This is a genomic window from Pseudomonas iridis (assembly GCF_017980685.1).
Taxonomy (GTDB): Bacteria; Pseudomonadota; Gammaproteobacteria; order Pseudomonadales; family Pseudomonadaceae; genus Aquipseudomonas; species Aquipseudomonas iridis.
The window spans coordinates 40,697-58,105 of the sequence record NZ_JACXXO010000026.1 but is presented as its reverse complement, the minus strand read 5'-3'; the positions used below and the strand labels follow the sequence as shown (position 1 = coordinate 58,105).

At 57.9% G+C, this 17,409-nt stretch carries 17 protein-coding genes; 7 read left to right on the top strand and 10 right to left on the bottom strand.

The window, feature by feature from the left end:
• Positions 1-460 precede the first annotated feature (460 nt).
• The 3 genes from IEQ42_RS26305 to IEQ42_RS26295 are packed head-to-tail and all read left to right on the top strand — an operon-like array spanning position 461 to position 2,939.
• The gene (locus IEQ42_RS26305) at positions 461-1,339 is read left to right on the top strand and encodes an ABC transporter ATP-binding protein (protein ID WP_210706057.1); all 879 of its coding nucleotides are present in this window, start codon (positions 461-463) and stop codon (positions 1,337-1,339) included.
• Between the two features lie 27 nt (positions 1,340-1,366).
• Positions 1,367-2,227, top strand: coding sequence for a 6TM ABC transporter family protein (locus IEQ42_RS26300; RefSeq protein WP_210706056.1), 861 nt, complete (start codon positions 1,367-1,369; stop codon positions 2,225-2,227).
• Entirely contained in the window at positions 2,220-2,939 is a 720-nt protein-coding gene (locus IEQ42_RS26295) for an AAA family ATPase (RefSeq protein ID WP_210706055.1), read from the top strand. The genes IEQ42_RS26300 and IEQ42_RS26295 overlap by 8 nt, the downstream gene beginning before the upstream one ends.
• Positions 2,940-2,994: 55 nt before the next feature.
• Here the strand turns inward: IEQ42_RS26295 and IEQ42_RS26290 are convergent, their stop codons facing one another.
• From IEQ42_RS26290 to dadA, 5 genes are all read right to left on the bottom strand, one after another.
• Complete coding sequence (locus IEQ42_RS26290) at positions 2,995-3,420, bottom strand: c-type cytochrome (RefSeq protein WP_181818469.1); 426 nt, start codon at positions 3,418-3,420, stop codon at positions 2,995-2,997.
• Between the two features lie 170 nt (positions 3,421-3,590).
• The gene (locus tag IEQ42_RS26285) at positions 3,591-4,139 is read right to left on the bottom strand and encodes a cupin domain-containing protein (protein WP_025112726.1); all 549 of its coding nucleotides are present in this window, start codon (positions 4,137-4,139) and stop codon (positions 3,591-3,593) included.
• An 88-nt stretch (positions 4,140-4,227) separates the two neighbouring features.
• Complete coding sequence (gene alr, locus IEQ42_RS26280; protein ID WP_210706054.1) at positions 4,228-5,301, bottom strand: alanine racemase; 1,074 nt, start codon at positions 5,299-5,301, stop codon at positions 4,228-4,230.
• Positions 5,302-5,396: 95 nt separating this feature from the next.
• Positions 5,397-5,750 carry a RidA family protein gene (locus tag IEQ42_RS26275; RefSeq protein WP_210706053.1) on the bottom strand — a complete coding sequence of 118 codons (354 nt, stop codon included), beginning with the start codon at positions 5,748-5,750 and terminating at the stop codon, positions 5,397-5,399.
• Positions 5,722-7,026: a D-amino acid dehydrogenase gene (gene dadA, locus IEQ42_RS26270; RefSeq protein ID WP_210706052.1), complete on the bottom strand. Its 1,305-nt coding sequence runs from the start codon at positions 7,024-7,026 to the stop codon at positions 5,722-5,724. Before dadA ends, IEQ42_RS26275 begins: the two co-directional genes overlap by 29 nt.
• A gap of 155 nt (positions 7,027-7,181) precedes the next feature.
• Here dadA and IEQ42_RS26265 point away from each other — a divergent pair, with 155 nt between their 5' ends.
• Positions 7,182-7,670 (top strand): Lrp/AsnC ligand binding domain-containing protein, encoded by a 489-nt coding sequence (locus IEQ42_RS26265; RefSeq protein WP_210706051.1) that lies wholly within the window; start codon positions 7,182-7,184, stop codon positions 7,668-7,670.
• Between the two features lie 136 nt (positions 7,671-7,806).
• Here the strand turns inward: IEQ42_RS26265 and IEQ42_RS26260 are convergent, their stop codons facing one another.
• Complete coding sequence (locus IEQ42_RS26260; RefSeq protein WP_210706050.1) at positions 7,807-8,160, bottom strand: YkgJ family cysteine cluster protein; 354 nt, start codon at positions 8,158-8,160, stop codon at positions 7,807-7,809.
• A gap of 146 nt (positions 8,161-8,306) precedes the next feature.
• Here IEQ42_RS26260 and IEQ42_RS26255 point away from each other — a divergent pair, with 146 nt between their 5' ends.
• Complete coding sequence (locus IEQ42_RS26255) at positions 8,307-9,617, top strand: NAD(P)/FAD-dependent oxidoreductase (RefSeq protein WP_210706049.1); 1,311 nt, start codon at positions 8,307-8,309, stop codon at positions 9,615-9,617.
• Between the two features lie 142 nt (positions 9,618-9,759).
• Here the strand turns inward: IEQ42_RS26255 and IEQ42_RS26250 are convergent, their stop codons facing one another.
• The gene (locus tag IEQ42_RS26250) at positions 9,760-10,005 is read right to left on the bottom strand and encodes a DUF1127 domain-containing protein (protein WP_210706048.1); all 246 of its coding nucleotides are present in this window, start codon (positions 10,003-10,005) and stop codon (positions 9,760-9,762) included.
• 179 nt (positions 10,006-10,184) lie between these two features.
• Between IEQ42_RS26250 and IEQ42_RS26245 the strand changes: the two genes are divergently transcribed.
• On the top strand, positions 10,185-11,603 hold the full coding sequence (locus IEQ42_RS26245; RefSeq protein WP_210706047.1) for an aminotransferase-like domain-containing protein: 1,419 nt from the start codon (positions 10,185-10,187) through the stop codon (positions 11,601-11,603).
• On the opposite strand, the gene IEQ42_RS26240 is transcribed toward IEQ42_RS26245, so the two are convergent.
• The 3 genes from IEQ42_RS26240 to IEQ42_RS26230 form a co-directional block, all read right to left on the bottom strand.
• A complete protein-coding gene (locus tag IEQ42_RS26240) occupies positions 11,586-13,946 on the bottom strand; it encodes a fimbria/pilus outer membrane usher protein (protein ID WP_210706046.1) in 2,361 nt (786 codons plus the stop codon). The genes IEQ42_RS26245 and IEQ42_RS26240 overlap by 18 nt on opposite strands.
• A gap of 86 nt (positions 13,947-14,032) precedes the next feature.
• The gene (locus IEQ42_RS26235; RefSeq protein ID WP_210706045.1) at positions 14,033-14,740 is read right to left on the bottom strand and encodes a fimbria/pilus chaperone family protein; all 708 of its coding nucleotides are present in this window, start codon (positions 14,738-14,740) and stop codon (positions 14,033-14,035) included.
• Positions 14,741-14,877: 137 nt separating this feature from the next.
• The gene (locus IEQ42_RS26230) at positions 14,878-15,528 is read right to left on the bottom strand and encodes a DUF1120 domain-containing protein (protein WP_210706044.1); all 651 of its coding nucleotides are present in this window, start codon (positions 15,526-15,528) and stop codon (positions 14,878-14,880) included.
• 279 nt (positions 15,529-15,807) lie between these two features.
• Between IEQ42_RS26230 and IEQ42_RS26225 the strand changes: the two genes are divergently transcribed.
• Positions 15,808-17,376 (top strand): phospholipase D family protein, encoded by a 1,569-nt coding sequence (locus tag IEQ42_RS26225; RefSeq protein ID WP_395593234.1) that lies wholly within the window; start codon positions 15,808-15,810, stop codon positions 17,374-17,376.
• Positions 17,377-17,409: the final 33 nt, after the last annotated feature.

Sequence of the window (17,409 nt, the reverse complement as noted above, 5' to 3'; positions counted from 1 at the left end):
AGCACGATCAGAGGAAAGAGCCGTGAATTAAAGACAAGAAGGGTCTGTTTTTCGGCCGACTTGGATTTTTTGAACCTCAAGCAGCGAGGGCCTCAAAAATCGGTGGGTACTTCAGACCTTCCCTAGACTTCTTGGAAAAGCACCCACCAAAAGCCGCATTCTCATATTCGAATCTCGAAAAACGAAAGAGGCCCGTCAATGACTCTTTATGTCATGGCGCTTATGGGATTCTGAATATCATGAAAAAGATCTCACCGGAATCGTTGCTCGATCCACAAGTTTTTCTATGGTCGAATATCGTTAATTTAAGCGAACAAAACTCAAGAATCTTGAGAACAAAAACTGCCGACCCATTAGGATTATGGATCGGACGCGTGGGCTCACTACTTGGCTCTATTGGTTTGATTGACTGTAACTACGAGTTTCCATTTCTTCCGCACCAAATGGAATTCATCAAACCATGAAGAGCAACCTAATACTTTGCTGCTTTGGCCTGGGCATTTCAGTTCTAACAAGCGCATCGCCCTACCTAATCGGCAATTCAATTAATTTTTATCTATCCCAAGACCGCTTATATTTATATGCACTCGCAGGCGCTTCGCTTCTTATCATCGCGACGCCTCCCTTGAAACTAGCAGCCAACATTTATCTACAAAGGACTGCTGCCAAGACAAGATATATTTTGAAAAGGACCATTCTAACGCACCTGCGAAGCAAGGCATCCACATATAGGAAAGATCCAGGTGAGCAAATCGAACTCATCGACGGCGATGTTGACGGCTCGATGTATCTATACCATTCGGTATTCTTTGACACTTCACTCAATTTCAGCATCATAATATTCGCGCTGATTATAACGGCTCTGTATCATCCACTTCTGGCCCTCGCCCCCCTTAGCGGCCTGCTATATGCCTCAGCTGCATATTTTATAACCCGGAGAAAGAGCGACACCCTTTTTGAAGAATATGTCCAAGAAAACACGGTTACAATCGGGGCAATCTGTGCGCATGTATGCGATGCCAAACCGTACAACGACAGAGTCAAGCTGGACATCAAAAACATTGAGCGCCTCGTTTTTCGTTCAAACCTGAAAGCATCTTTTTTCGAATCAATTTCAGGAACATGTTACTTGGTAGCAATAATTGTTTTGTTCTTGATATCCGCTCATTTAATAAGTGAAGACGCTTTGACAACAGGCGCTATCTTTGCCTCAGCCATCTACCTTGAGCGTGTGCTAAGCCCAACAATGTCGCTCATATCCATTTACTACTCAAGCAGAGAGGCCTCTTATCGCCGCAATCGAATTCTGAGCTATAAACTACAGCACGGGGGGCGTTGAATTATGCTTATGTGCTTGCGAAAAAACGTGGCATTATTTTTATTTTCAACAATGAGCCTGACTTTAGCAGCCGCATGTCAGTTGTTAATACCTTCGATCGTGGCAGAGGGACTTACAGCTCTTAGTAGTGGCGCTGTCAGCACTAATCTGTATTTCATCCTCACCGCTATTTTTTTATCCAAGCTAGCGACGCAAAGTCTGGGCAGTTCCATAGCGGCGCTCATGGAAGCGAAATCTCGCTTTTCGCTCATCAATTTCATTGTGCATGATGAAAGACCTTGTCCGTTAAGCTCTCGCGTGACGATGATCAAAGAGGATGCTGAGAAAATTGCTTCAGTCCTTCATGACTCAATTCATCTGGCAGGATCTTGTATTTTGACATTTGCCACAGCCTATATCTTACTTCGTGAAAACGCTTATTTCCTCATCCCCTTGATATTTATCACGACATTGACTTGTGTGCAGTTGAAATTTGCAAAACCACAAATCCAGAGTCTGTATAAAACCGAAATGAGCAATGAAGACCTGTACAAGGAATCGTTAATCAGCACTTTCAGCTCATCCACAATTGACGAGCAAAGTCTTCAATCACTTATCAGCAATAGTGATAAATGTTTGAGCGACACAATACAAGCACGCTATAAATATCAAAAAGCCAATGCCATTCAGTGCTTCTGGCCGGAAATGGCGATCTCGGCCGGGACAGTATCAGTCATCATTTTTAGCGCCACTGCGACGCCGGAGTTATTCGGCGAGCGTCTTATTGCCTATCTTGGTTACGTCGGAATTTTCACCATGGCCAGCACGAGCTCGATAAGCCTTGGTATAACGATGATTGGAGTAAAGGTATCCGTCGATAGAGTATTCAGGGGGCGCCAATATGAATGATTTATTCATCCAGCAGATACGCTTTAAGTCAGACAGAGTGGCGGCTCATTTTTTACGCGGCCTTTTTCCGCTTCAATTCAATAACAGAATTACCGTATTTATCGGAGAAAACGGTTGCGGAAAATCCACCCTGCTTGAAGCACTTGCCATCAAGTTGGGATGCAATCCAGAAGGCGGTGGGAAGAACTTCAATTTCTCGACTGAGAACACCCACTCGAAACTGCACGAAACCCTGATGCTTTCAAAAGGCTACCGAAGGGAGAAGGACGTTTTTTTCTACAGAGCAGAGACCTTCTATAACTTGAACACTGCGATCCGCAAGCTTGATGCAGAGGGGAGTTTTGATCCCGAAATAAAGACCTATTACGGCGGCGTGGATATGCATTGCATGTCACACGGTGAAGCAATGGAGGCGCTGTTTCAAAACCGATTCAAAGCCCAGGGACTGTACGTTCTCGATGAACCGGAAGCGTCGTTGTCCCCATTGAGGCAATTGGTGTTTATCAACCGCGTAATGGAGCTATCGCGCAAAGGCTCACAGTTCATCATCGCTACTCACTCACCGCTCATTATGTCGATCCCGGGATGTGATCTGAGACAGATATCGGAAGGGCGCTCCGAACCAATAACCCCGGCAGATACTGATGCTTATGCTGTGTACAAAGCCGTGCTTAACTCTGCCGGCGCCTACATCGCGAAAAATATGCAGTGAGATTGCAGACACAAAAAAACCGTCCGGAGACGGTTTTTTTCATCAGCAGTACGCCCTACTTCAGGCCCGACATCTTCTCGATTGCACCTTTCAGGTCGGCATCCGAGCAATCGGCGCAGGTACCTTTCGGCGGCATGGCGTTGATGCCGGTGATCGCCTTGGCCAGGATGCCGTCGAGACCGCCTTGCTTATCGGCGCGTTCTTTCCACGCTGCGGTGTCACCAATTTTCGGCGCACCCAGCAGGCCAGTGCCGTGGCAAGCATTGCAATGTTTGGCAATGATTGAATCGGGAGTCTTGGCATCACCGCCGCCGGCAGTCGCCGCCACTTCCATCCCTTTGCATTCCTGACCTTGCACACACACCTGGCCGACGGGCTCGAGGCGTTTGGCAATGTCGTCGTTCGTCGCAGCTTGAGCGCTGACAGCCCAGAGGGCCAGTACGGTTGCTGGTGCAGCCAGCATTTTCATAATTAGGTTCACGCGTTCACCCTCAATGGTGGCTATTCACGCCTGCGGCCACGGTTCGCAGGCGGGCGCAAGTATAGCGGTTAGCCCGCCACACTGAAACAACCCCATAGTCGAAGGGGTTATACCGCGCTGTGGAAAAACTGTTCGGATGCCTTTGCCGTTATGGCTTGGCGCCTCTTTGTTCAAAAATTCGCCGGCGTGGCTGCGCTGATTAGTCGCGCAGGCAAGTCGAACGGATTACGAAAACGATGCGGCTTGGTACTTTCAAAGTAGTAGCTGTCGCCGGCTTCGAGAATAAAAGTTTCAAGACCCACCACCAATTCCAGACGACCCTCCACCAAAATCCCGGTTTCCTCGCCCTCGTGGGTGAGCATTTCTTCGCCGGTGTCGGCGCCCGGCGGGTAGATTTCGTTGAGAAACGCGATGGCCCGGCTAGGGTGCGCGCGGCCGACCAGCTTCATGGTCACGGCGCCGTCGGAAATGTCGATCAGCTCGTTGGCCTTGTAAACGATCTGGGTCGGTATTTCCTGCAGGATTTCTTCGGAAAAGAACTCGACCATGGACATGGGAATCCCGCCCAGAACCTTCCTCAGCGAACTGATCGAAGGGCTGACGCTGTTCTTTTCGATCATCGAAATGGTGCTGTTGGTGACGCCCGCGCGCTTGGCGAGTTCACGCTGGGAAAGCCCTTTGAGCTTGCGGATCGATTGCAGTCGTTCACCGACGTCCAAGGCTTGAGCCTCCTGATGTTGTAGAAATATTGAGCGTTATCATGGCGACAGCGTTCAGTATTTACAACACGTGGGCTCTGTAGCCGCCTCAATCCTCGGAATAGAGCCTTGGCACTCGACGCAGGTTGCAGAAGATCTGGTACGGAATTGTGCCGGCCCACTGCGCCACTTCACTGGCGAGGATGTTTTTGCCCCATAGCTCGACGGTCGAACCCAATCCGGCTTCTGGCACATCGGTGAGGTCGATGCAGAGCATGTCCATCGATACTCGGCCGATGATGCGGCTGCGTTTGCCCTCGACCAAAACCGGCGTGCCGGTTGGCGCCTGACGTGGGTACCCATCGGCGTAACCCATGGCAACCACGCCAATGCGCATCGGTTTGTCGGTGATGAACTTGGCGCCGTAGCCAACGGGCTCGCCGGCCGGCAATTCACGCACGCTGATGACTTTCGATTCGAGGGTCATCACTGGCAGCAGACGCCCGGCCACGGTGTGGGATTCTTCGAACGGCGTGGCGCCGTAGAGCATGATCCCCGGGCGCACCCAGTCGCTGTGAATCTGCGGCCAGCCGAGCACCGCTGGCGAGTTGCGCAGGCTGACTTCGGCGACGAGCCCCTGCCGCGCGGCTTCGAACACAGCGACCTGATCGGCGCTGCTCTGCTCGTGCAGTTCGTCGGCGCGGGCGAAGTGGCTCATCAAGACGATCTTCGCCACTTTGCCGCTGGCCAGCAGGCGTTGATAGGCGCCCGGGTAGTCCTTGGGATGCAGGCCAACGCGATGCATGCCCGAATCGAGCTTCAGCCACACGGTGATCGGCTTGCTCAGCGCGGCCTGTTCAATTGCTTCGAGCTGCCACAGCGAATGCACCACGCACCAGAAATCATGCTCGACGATCAGCGCCAGCTCATCGGCTTCAAAAAAGCCTTCAAGCAACAACACCGGCGCACGAATGCCGGCGGCGCGCAGCTCCAGGGCCTCTTCGATGCAGGCGACGGCAAAACCGTCGGCCTCCCCTTCCAGCGCCTGGGCGCAACGCACCGCGCCATGGCCGTAGGCATCCGCCTTGATCACCGCGAGCGCCTTGGCGCTGGTGACTTCACGGGCGATTCGGTAGTTGTGACGCAGGGCTTGGAGGTCGATCAGGGCACGGGCTGGACGCATGGCGGCAGACTTCTAGGCGGTCATGGGAATAAAAACCGGCGCTGGCTGACGGCGTGAACCGCCAACAGCGCCGGGAGAGGGATCTTTACAACGTATTACGGCAGTGCGGCGACGATGGAAATCTCAACCAGGATGCTCGGTTTGGCCATCTTCGCTTCGACGGTGGCGCGGGCCGGGGCAGCGCCTTTGGGCAGCCACTGATCCCACACCGAGTTCATCCCGGCAAAGTGTGCCTCGATGTCGTTGAGGTAGATGGTCGCCGACAGCAGATGCTGCTTGTCAGTGCCCGCCAGATCCAGCAAGCGCTCGATGTTGGCGAGCACCTCACGGGTCTGCTGTTCAATTCCGGCGTCGAAGTCGTCGCCGACCTGCCCGGCCAGATACACAGTGCCGTTGTGGCTGACGATCTGACTCATGCGTTCATTGGTGAGCAGGCGCTGGATTGCCATGTTTTGCGGACTCCTGAATTTTGTTGCCGTAACGGGAAATATCGAGGCCTTCGGCGCTGATTTGCGGTTTTTTCTTCGCCATCAGGTCGGCCAGCAAACGACCGGAGCCGCACGCCATGGTCCAGCCGAGCGTGCCGTGACCCGTGTTGAGGAACAGGTTCTTGAACGGCGTCGCGCCCACGATCGGTGTGCCGTCCGGGGTGGTCGGACGCAGGCCGGTCCAGAAGCTCGCTTCGGCCAGATTGCCGCCCTGAGGATAAAGGTCGTTGACGATCATCTCCAGGGTTTCGCGCCGACGCGGGTTCAAAGACAGATCAAAACCGGCGATCTCGGCCATGCCGCCAACGCGGATGCGGTTGTCGAAACGGGTGATCGCGACCTTGTAGGTCTCGTCAAGAATGGTCGAAGTCGGGGCCATTGCCGGGTTGGTGATCGGCACGGTCAGCGAGTAACCCTTGAGCGGGTAGACCGGCGCCTTGATGCCCAGCGGCTTGAGCAATTGCGGCGAGTAGCTGCCGAGGGCCAGCACATAGCGGTCGGCGGTTTCCAGCTTGCCGTCGATCCACACGCCGTTGATGCGATCACCGGCGAAGTCGAGTTTCTGGATGTCTTGGCCGAAGCGGAATTCCACACCCAGTTGCACCGCCATTTCGGCGAGACGCGTGGTGAAGATCTGGCAGTCGCCGGTCTGGTCGTTCGGCAGGCGCAGGGCACCGGCGAGAATATCGGTAACGCCCGCCAGGGCCGGCTCGACGCGGGCAATGCCGGCGCGGTCGAGGACTTCAAACGGCACGCCGGATTCTTGCAGCACGGCGATGTCTTTGGCGGCGTTATCGAGTTGCGCCTGGGTTCGGAACAGTTGAGTCGTACCGAGGCTGCGACCCTCGTAGGCAATGCCTGTTTCGGCGCGCAATTCGTCGAGGCAGTCACGACTGTACTCGGACAGACGCACCATGCGCTCCTTGTTCACCGCGTAACGATTGGCCGTGCAGTTGCGCAGCATCTGCGCCATCCACAAGTACTGGTCAATGTCAGCGGTGGCCTTGATCGCCAGTGGCGCGTGGCGTTGCAACAGCCACTTGATGGCCTTGAGCGGCACGCCCGGCGCTGCCCACGGCGAGGCATAGCCCGGCGAAACCTGGCCGGCGTTGGCGAAACTGGTCTCCATGGCGGCGGCTGGCTGCCGGTCGACCACCACCACTTCAAACCCGGCACGGGCCAGATAGTAAGCACTGGCGGTACCGATGACGCCGCTACCCAAGACCATAACGCGCATTTTTGTATCCCTCATCGCGGCGTGCCGCGTACGTCTGTTGTTAGAGCAATGATGCGCGCAGTGTAAGAAAGATTTGCCAGTGCTTTTCACTGTATAAGCGCCTATATTTGGCGACAATTCTCGGCAAAAACCCTTTTCACGGAGGCGCATCCCCTATGCGTACCAACACTCAGACCAGACGTGAGCTGGACAAGATCGACCGCAACATATTGCGGATCCTGCAGGCGGACGGTCGGATTTCGTTCACCGAACTCGGGGAAAAGGTCGGCCTCTCCACCACGCCGTGCACCGAGCGGGTGCGGCGCCTGGAGCGCGAGGGGATCATCATGGGCTACAACGCCCGGCTGAATCCGCAGCACTTGAAGGGTAGCTTGCTGGTGTTCGTCGAGATCAGCCTCGACTACAAATCCGGTGACACTTTCGAAGAGTTCAGACGCGCGGTGCTGAAGTTGCCCCACGTGCTGGAGTGTCATCTGGTTTCAGGGGATTTCGACTATCTGGTGAAGGCGCGGATTTCCGAGATGGCCTCGTATCGCAAGCTGCTCGGCGACATCCTGTTGAAGCTGCCGCATGTGCGTGAATCGAAGAGCTATATCGTGATGGAAGAGGTTAAGGAAAGCTTGAACCTGCCTATTCCCGATTGATATTTGTGGCGTCTGACCCGGCCCATCGCTGGCAAGCGAGCTCCCACAATGATCATGGGTGTTCACGATACTTGTGTTCACCCAGAAACCTGTGGGAGCTGGCTTGCCAGCGATGGCAGCAACGCGGTTCAACTGACTAAACCAACACCTGCCGATTCGCCGCCATGTATTCGAAGATTTGCTTTTCAGTGCGTGGATGAATGAGTTCCACCGGCCCCCGCCCGTTCGGGCACGGCAGCGTTTTGGTGGTACCAAACAACCGGCAAATCAGCGGCCGTTCGCCATACACCGTGCAGCCATTCGGCCCCAGGTGCACGCAGTTCAGCTCGTCCATCGCCGCATCCTGCTCGGCGCGGGTCTTGCGCGGCAGACGCGCCATCTCTTCGGGCGAGGTGGTCACGGGCCCACAGCAGTCGTGGCAGCCCGGCACGCACTCGAACGTGGGGATCTGCTGACGCAGGGTGCGGATTTTCTCGCTGTTGCAGCTCATCGAAACATTGACCGACGTGGGGTAGGCGGCAATTGTGCCGCAAAAGCCGTGATCCAGACACCGCAGGCCGACCAGTGTTGCCCGACTTCGCACGTGCGGCTTATGCTCCGTCAAATTTTCTCGACACCCCGCTCAGGATGACGCCCATGACTGCCCGCGCCCACACCACCGCGAGCCAACCTCACGCAGCCTCTTATTACGCCGCCAGCAGCCTGCCGCAACCGGATCATCCGTTGCTGCAAGGCGAGGTGATTGCGGACGTGTGCGTGGTCGGCGGCGGCTTTTCCGGGCTGAACACCGCGCTGGAACTGGCCGAACGCGGCCTCAGCGTGGTGGTGCTGGAAGCGCACAAGATCGGCTGGGGCGCCAGCGGTCGCAACGGCGGGCAACTGATTCGCGGGGTTGGCCATGGTCTTGATCAGTTCACAAACGTGATCGGCGCCGATGGCGTGCGGCAGATGAAACTCATGGGCCTGGAAGCCGTGGAAATTGTCCGTCAGCGCGTCGAGCGTTTTCAGATTGCCTGCGATCTGACCTGGGGCTATTGCGACCTCGCCAACAAGCCGTCGGACCTCGAAGGCTTTGCCGAAGATGCCGAGGAGCTGCGCAGCCTCGGTTATCGCCACGAAACCCGGCTGCTGCAAGCCAGTGAGATGGGCAGTGTGGTCGGTTCCAAACGCTACATCGGTGGTTTGATCGACATGGGTTCCGGCCATCTGCATCCGCTGAATCTGGCGCTGGGCGAAGCCGCAGCAGCGCAGCAACTGGGCGTCAGACTGTTCGAGCAGTCGGCCGTCACACGCATCGATTACGGCCCGCAAGTCCGCGTGCATACCGCCCAGGGTTCAGTTCGCGCCAAGACCCTGGTGCTGGGCTGCAACGCCTATCTGAACAACCTCAATGCGCAGCTCAGCGGCAAAGTGTTGCCCGCCGGCAGCTACATCATCGCCACCGAGCCGTTGAGCGAACAACTGGCTCACCAGTTGCTGCCGCAAAACATGGCGGTGTGCGACCAACGTGTGGCGCTGGATTACTACCGGCTCTCGGCGGATCGCCGCTTGTTGTTCGGCGGTGCCTGCCATTACTCGGGGCGCGACCCGAAGGACATCGGCGCGTACATGCAGCCAAAGATGCTTGAAGTGTTTCCGCAGTTGGCCGGGGTGAAAATCGATTATCAGTGGGGCGGGATGATCGGCATCGGCGCCAACCGTTTGCCGCAGATCGGTCGGCTCGCGGATCAGCCGAATGTGTATTACGCCCAGGCGTATTCGGGGCACGGCGTGAATGCCACGCACCTCGCGGGCAAGTTGCTGGCCGAAGCGATCAGCGGGCAGCACAGCGGCGGGTTCGATCTGTTCGCCAAAGTGCCGCACATCACCTTCCCCGGCGGCAAGCATCTGCGCTCGCCGTTGTTGGCGCTGGGGATGCTGTGGCATCGCCTCAAAGAGCTGGTCTGATGGAATTGCTGCGACCTTGAAGCCGTCATCGCTGGCAAGCCAGCTCCCACGATGATCATGAGTGTTTACGATATTTGTGTTCACCCCAAAACCTGTGGGAGCTGGCTTGCCAGCGATGGGGCCCGAAAGGGCACCACACCATTCAGATCCGCCAGAATGGCTTCAATCCCTCCTCCAGCGCCTGCTCGCGCGACAACCCGACATCCTTGAGCTGATCGCTTGTCATGTTCAGCAATGCCTTGCGCGTGTGCAGACGATGCCAGAACAGGCCCCAGCGACTTAGGCCGGACGGTGCGTTGCGCAAGGCGCTGTTCCACGCACTGTCCTCCTGCCCTGACTCCAGTTCCTGACTGTGTAACGTCAGCCGCACATCGCTCAAGCCGTTCATTTTTGTCGCTCCTGTTTACTTGGGTAGCCAGAGATTCCATGATGCGCGGGTCGGCAAAAGCATTACAGATTCAGCACATCTGTATTACCTCCATACAGATTTGCTAAACCTGCTACTGAATTGTCGATTTATGCCGCATCTGTACTGGTTTTTCGAATCACCTGCATCGAGGCAGTGCCATGACGCTTTATGTGAATCTCGCCGAACTGCTCGGCACACGCATCGAACAAGGCTTCTATCGACCAGGTGATCGACTGCCGTCGGTGCGCGCCCTGAGCGTAGAACATGGCGTCAGCCTCAGCACGGTGCAGCAGGCTTATCGCATGCTTGAAGACGGTGGCCTGGCCACGCCGAAACCCAAATCCGGTTACTTCGTGCCGGTCGGACGCGAGCTGCCGGATCTGCCCGCCGTCGGCCGGCCGGCACAGCGACCGGTGGATATCTCGCAGTGGGATCAGGTGCTGGAGCTGATTCGCGCGGTGCCGCGCAAGGATGTGGTGCAACTCGGTCGCGGCATGCCCGACATCAGCTCACCGACCATGAAGCCGCTGCTGCGCGGACTGGCGCGGATCAGTCGCCGCCAGGACATGCCCGGCCTGTACTACGACAACATCCACGGCACCCTCGAATTGCGTGAGCAGATTGCCCGGCTGATGCTCGATTCCGGCTGCCAGTTGAGCGCCAGCGATCTCGTCGTCACCACCGGTTGCCACGAAGCGCTGTCCACCAGTATCCGGGCGATCTGCGAACCCGGCGACATCGTCGCGGTGGATTCGCCAAGCTTCCACGGTGCCATGCAGACACTCAAGGGGCTGGGCATGAAGGCCCTGGAAATCCCCACCGACCCACTCACCGGCATCAGTCTCGAAGCGTTGGAACTGGCGCTGGAGCAGTGGCCGATCAAGGTCATCCAGCTCACGCCCAACTGCAACAACCCGCTTGGCTACATCATGCCGGAGTCGCGCAAACGCGCCCTGCTCAACCTCGCACAGCGCTTCGACGTAGCGATCATCGAGGACGATGTGTATGGCGAACTGGCCTACACCTACCCGCGTCCACGCACGATCAAATCGTTCGATGAAGACGGCCGTGTGCTGCTTTGCAGTTCGTTTTCCAAGACGTTGGCACCGGGGCTGCGCATCGGCTGGGTTGCGCCGGGTCGAAATCTGGAACGGGTGCTGCACATGAAATACATCAGCACCGGCTCGACCGCGCCACAGCCGCAGATCGCCATTGCCGAGTTCCTCAAGTCCGGCCACTTTGAACCGCATTTGCGGCGGATGCGCACGCAATACCAGCGTAATCGCGACATGATGATCGACTGGGTGACCCGCTACTTCCCCGCCGGCACGCGCGCCAGCCGCCCGCAAGGCAGCTTCATGTTGTGGGTCGAACTGCCGGAAGGCTTCGACGCCCTGAAACTGAATCGTGCACTGCTCGAGGAAGGCGTACAGATCGCTGTTGGCAGCATCTTTTCTGCCTCCGGCAAGTACCGCAATTGCCTGCGGATGAACTACGCTGCCAAACCAACGCCGCAAATTGAAGAGGCGGTGCGTAAAGTTGGCGCAGCGGCGATCCGGCTACTGGCCCTCGACTGATTGGCAGACCGCATCGACCGTTGCATAGAGTTTATCGGTGTCGCTGCTTGCCGGCGCATTGACCTCGACCTGACAGGCTTGACCGATGCCGGCGTCGATTCGCAACCGCACCAGGACTGGTGCATCGGTCAGGTACACCAGCCCGGCATCCACGACACTGGTGAGATAGTTACCTTGCCCATCCTGCACCGATGCGCCTTTGGGGACGGGCAAACCGTCAGGCGTACGCACCTGCAGCATCAGACGGCGCACGGTGTCTACGGGAAAGTCCAGGCGCGGCACGGCGCCACGTCCGGCTTCGACTTCCTGATAACCATTGAGTACATCAACATTGCGCGGCAGGCTGCGGGTGTCGATTTCAACTCGATTGGTGCGCCACGCCGACAAACTCGAAGCCACTGCCCGCCCCGCGCCATCGGTCCAGACCGGACCTTGCGGCGTGCTCAGCTGGATACCGGCATTCTCACCTGCTTTGACCAGCGCAAAAGTCTCGCGCACCGGATAAGGCGAAAGCGTCACGCCCGCTTCGTGCAGCACCAGACCACCGCGCAGCCCGGCGTCATAACGGCTCAAGCCGACGCTGTTACGCGAGTAACCAAGGTCGACACTGGTGTAACGCGGCAATGCACTGAGCCGGGCATTGAAGTCGGTTTGCCCGTTCTGCACACGCATCATTTCCACGCTGTAATTCAGCGTGTCGCTCAATTGTTCGGCATAACGGGTACCCGTGCGCAATCCCCGCTGCTCATCGTGCCGGGCGAATGTATTCACTCTGCCTTTGCTTCCCAACGGGAAACCAACGGTCAGATAGGCACTGCCACCTCGCCCTCCCATGGCGGAACCACTGCTTTCGCGCTGAACACTGAGCGATAAATTGGCCTTGGAAAAAGTCTGCGACCATGTCGCCCCCATCCGCGAATGTTGCGTGCTGTCCTGCCCCGCATACGTCGACCAGAAGCCGGAAAAGGCGCCCCAGTCACGACTCGAGTAGTTGACCCCGGCGCCCCATTGTCGCTCGCCCTGCTGGCCCTGCTCCTCTCCGGCACCCTGCCCCGTCTGCGCCAGGGTACGAAAACCCGCACTGCGCCGGCTCATGTTGATACTGGCTGACAGGCCGTAGCCCAAAGGCATACCAAGCACCGCTTGCGTCCTCCGGCCCTGGCCCGAATCCACGGTCATGGAATTGAGCTGCTGCACGCTGACCACCGCCCCCATGCCCAAAGCCTGCTTTAACTCCCAGCCTACGGAACGATAGTCGCCAGCACCCATGATCCCGGCGCTGAAGCCAGTCGTCGAGCCCAACAACCAGTCTTTGCTGGCCGCCACGAAGGCCGGCGCTTCGCGGTCATCATTGCGCATTCGCCGGACCTTTCCTGCCGCGAGCCCATATCCGGGTTTCGCCGGCAGGGACGGGGCTCTCAAAGAGGCGGCCGAAACGAGAAATACGTGGCGCTCACCACTTTCGGCCACGACGGTGACTTCCAGATCCAGATGACGGCTCAACAACGGCAAATTACGCAGTGCAAACGGCCCGCCGGGTACCACAGTGGAATAGACCACCACGCCGCTCTGCCGAACTTCAATGCGCGCGGGCGACGGTGCATGACCTTCCACGACCGAGCCGCTACCGGGATCGTCTGCCACGGCCCCGGCCAAGGCCGAGTCAGGCAAGATTTGCACACCCGTGAACGGCTCCCCCGCGAACAACGATGAACGCATGTTGAGCTGCCCGACCTGCACCTCCGCCGCATACGCCTCCCATGTGCGCGAAGCATGGGTATAGAGAAGATCGAAACGCTCGACACCCGCGGATGAGTTGTAGTTCTGCCGACTGCGCACCACCCAGTCGGCGGCATTGAACCCCAACTCGCTAGCAAGGTTTAGATATTGGGTCGACTGGCCAGGGCTGGAGTCGCTCACCACTAGCGCGTCGTAGTTGAATAACCCGGCACTGCCGCCCGATTGCCAGCCGCGTGCGGCAGACTTTGGTTCAAGCAGCAGACCGGTCGGTACCAACAGCATCACTTTTTGCGAACCGGGATCAAGCCGTACCTGCACGCCAGTCAGATGCTGGTCCACTTGAACACAGCTGCCATTGCTGGCGTTGTCGGGCAAGCCGGAAGGTACGGCAATGGACGCCTGATCCAGCAACCGGTTGTCGAGACATAGCTGCCCGTCGCCATCAAACCTCGCCACAACCGAACCCATAGCCCTGCCGTTGACCTCAAGCGCCACTCGACTGCGTCCGGCCGTGAAACGGGGTTCCACGCCAAAAAACCGGGCGATGGCAGGGTCGATACCGCGAGCTTCCAGTACCGCCGGGTCGAATTCGGTATATGTCATAGCCGCGGCTACTGAAGGCATCAGGAGGACCGGTGCCAGCCAGCCGGGGACAGCGCAAAATACCCGCAGGAGCAGCGCCCTGCGTTTCATTTTTGAACGGTCAACGGCGCGTCGTAGCTGTCGACGGCAAAACCGTAAGTTGACGCCGGAAACAACCGTACGTGACTGCCCAATGTCGACGATGCGTCGAGCATCAGCACTTCGCCCGGCAGAATGTAAGTGCGTTGCAGATCGAGCGTGACGCCACCGGGAATAAGGTTCACCGCTTTGGACAGCCTGACCACATACGGACTGGGGTTACTCACGCGAACTTGCTGACCGGCAACGCTCCAGACCAGGCGCTTCCAGGGCATACGGTCGATAGCCAGGTTGGCCGGCCGGACAATCACCGGGATGTTCTGGCGCACGGTCAGATTCACCTGCGCGCCGCTCCCCACTTGCCGCGGGCTGATCCCTTCGAATACCACGCGTTGCAGGCGCTCGGTTTTCAGCGGTCCGACCTCCCGCAAAATGAACCGCACCTGCTGACTTTTGCCCGGCTCGACACGAGCCACAGGTGGATTGAGCAATAGCAGCGGCTCGGTATCCTCGGGAATGTGCTCGATGGAGCTGTAGAGCAGTGCCGGCTGGTCGTCGGAGTTGCGGACATTCAGGGTCGCCTCCCCCAACGCTTGATCGACCACCACAACCGGCGTTTCCGGAACCATGCCAGCGGCATGGCTACTGGTGCTCATGAATGACAGGCACACGGCTACGAAGGCGGCAGGCACCTGGAAAGAAAAAAGGGGATACATGAAATTCTCCAGCGGGCATCGGCCGAATGCGCCAGGCGATGTCGGCCGATACCTTGATGCGAAAAAATACGCGCTAACGCTATTCAGGCCCTGCGAGGCGCATCAAGCGAGCCGCATGGGTTCGTCAGTCTTTCGACTCAGAGGTAGAACACGTCGAACGTCACCGAACCATCGAGCAGGAACTCATCGGTGGTCGGCGGCAGATCGGCGGTCGGGCGAATCGCTGCCGCGACCTGCATCGGGAACGTGTGCAGCCGAGCAGCGGCAGGACCCGCCGCAGCACTTGGCCCCCACGAATAAGTGATAGGTGCGTTGGATACCAGGCCGGCAGCCGGTATACGCCACACGCGGTTTTGTGGGCTGCGTACCAGGAAGGTTTGTGGCGTGCCATCGGCAAGTGGCTGGCCGGTCAGCAGACCGAAACCGCCAATGCCGACACCCTTTGTGCTGCCTAGACCGTAATAAAGCGTGTCAGAAGTCCGGCCATTGAACGTCAGGCCTGACACTTTGGTGGCGGCACGGTTGTCAGTCGCCGAGATCTCAACCGCCGCCGGTGCATCGCATGCAACCTTTAGGGTGATGTCCCTTGGGGGCAGATCGTTCTGCTGCGTTGCGCTCAGACTGGCGGAAAAAATACGCCCCAGATTAACGTTGCTGCCACCGGCGAATGCCGGAACGCAGGTCGTCGGAATCACTGTGCCGGAGACCGTCAGGTCGACGGCGGCGGCCTGAGCTGCAAAGGGTGACAGTGCCAATAGCAAGGCACTGGCTGCATAGAGTTTTTTCATTGTTATTTACCGGTTGATGGTTGGGTACATACACAGGTCGTTTCAGGACGTTGCGCAGTCCTGAGCGGCCGTTATGCCCGCACATCATTCCCGGTTCAGAGGGGCTTTTCTGTAGGTTCCAGTCACCTGGTAGGCATAGCGTTTTCGACGTACTGCGTAGTCCATTTCAGCGGGCATCGACAGAGCCGACTCAAAGTCCAGAGTGAATTTAATCTGAACAAAGAATGTCCTACGCCCGTGCCATACTTCGACCTTCGACCCGCCATGAGATGATCCTCCTTGAGATCCAGAACGGTCCTACTTTTCCCTGTACTTCTCATGCTCCTGCTCAGCAGTTGCGCGAGCCTGAACGCCCCACGCGAACCGAGCCAGGCATTGCCAGCGTCCGACTCGGCTTTCGGCCGGTCGGTTCAAGCTCAGGCGGCGCCGTACGGAGGGCAATCCGGCTTTCGTTTGCTTTCCAACAGCACCGAGGCGTTCACCGCCCGTGCCGAACTGATTCGCCACGCGCAAAGCAGCCTCGATTTGCAGTACTACATCGTGCATGACGGCGTCAGCACACGGATGCTGGTGGAAGAATTGTTGAAAGCCGCCGACCGTGGCGTACGCGTGCGGATTCTGCTCGACGACACCACCAGCGACGGTCTTGACCAGATCATCGCGACACTGGCGGCGCACCCGCAGATTCATATCCGTCTGTTCAATCCGCTGCACCTGGGACGCAGCACCGGCGTGACCCGGGCTGCCGGACGACTGTTCAACCTGTCGCTGCAACACCGGCGGATGCACAACAAGTTGTGGCTGGCGGATAACAGCGTGGCAATCGTCGGCGGACGCAATCTGGGCGACGAGTACTTCGATGCCGAGCCGAATCTGAATTTCACTGACATCGACATGCTCAGCGTGGGGCCGGTGGCCGAGCAGCTCGGGCACAGTTTCGATCAGTACTGGAACAGCGCGTTGAGCAAACCCATCGAGGAGTTCCTCAGCAGCAAACCGACGGCCAGGGATTTGCAAAACACCCGCATGCGCCTCGAAGAGTCGCTGGAGGAAACCCGAAAGCAGAACCACGCGCTGTATCAGCAGTTGATGACGTTCAAGACCGACCCGCGCATGGACATCTGGCGCAAAGAGCTGATCTGGGCGTGGAATCAGGCGCTGTGGGATGCGCCGAGCAAGGTGCTATCCAAAGGCGAGCCAGACCCGCAATTGCTCCTGACCACGCAACTGGCGCCAGAGCTTACGGGGGTCAGCAAAGAACTGATCATGATCTCGGCCTATTTCGTACCGGGCCAGCCGGGGCTCGTCTACCTGACCGGGCGTGCTGATGCCGGGGTTTCGGTAAGCCTGCTGACCAATTCGCTGGAGGCCACGGATGTGCCTGCGGTGCATGGCGGGTATGCGCCGTATCGCAAGGCGCTGCTGGAGCATGGCGTAAAACTGTTCGAACTGCGCCGCCAACCGGGGGACGGTGGCGGCAGCGGCCCGCACGTGTTTTACAGCAAGTCGTTTCGCGGCTCGGACTCCAGCCTGCACAGTAAGGCGATAATCTTCGACCGACGTAAATCGTTTATTGGCTCGTTCAATTTCGACCCTCGCTCGGTGCTGTGGAACACCGAAGTCGGCGTGTTGGTGGACAGTCCGCAGCTTGCCGAGCATGTGCGCGAACTGGCGCTGCAAGGCATGGCGCCGGCACTCAGCTACGAAGCGAAATTGCAGGACGGGAATATCGTCTGGGTGACCGAGGATAACGGTCGGATGCACACGTTGAGCAAGGAACCGGGGAGTTGGTGGCGCCGGTTCAATGCGTGGTTCAGTACCAGCGTTGGTCTGGAGCAGATGCTTTAAAGATCAAAAGATCGCAGCCTTCGGCAGCTCCTG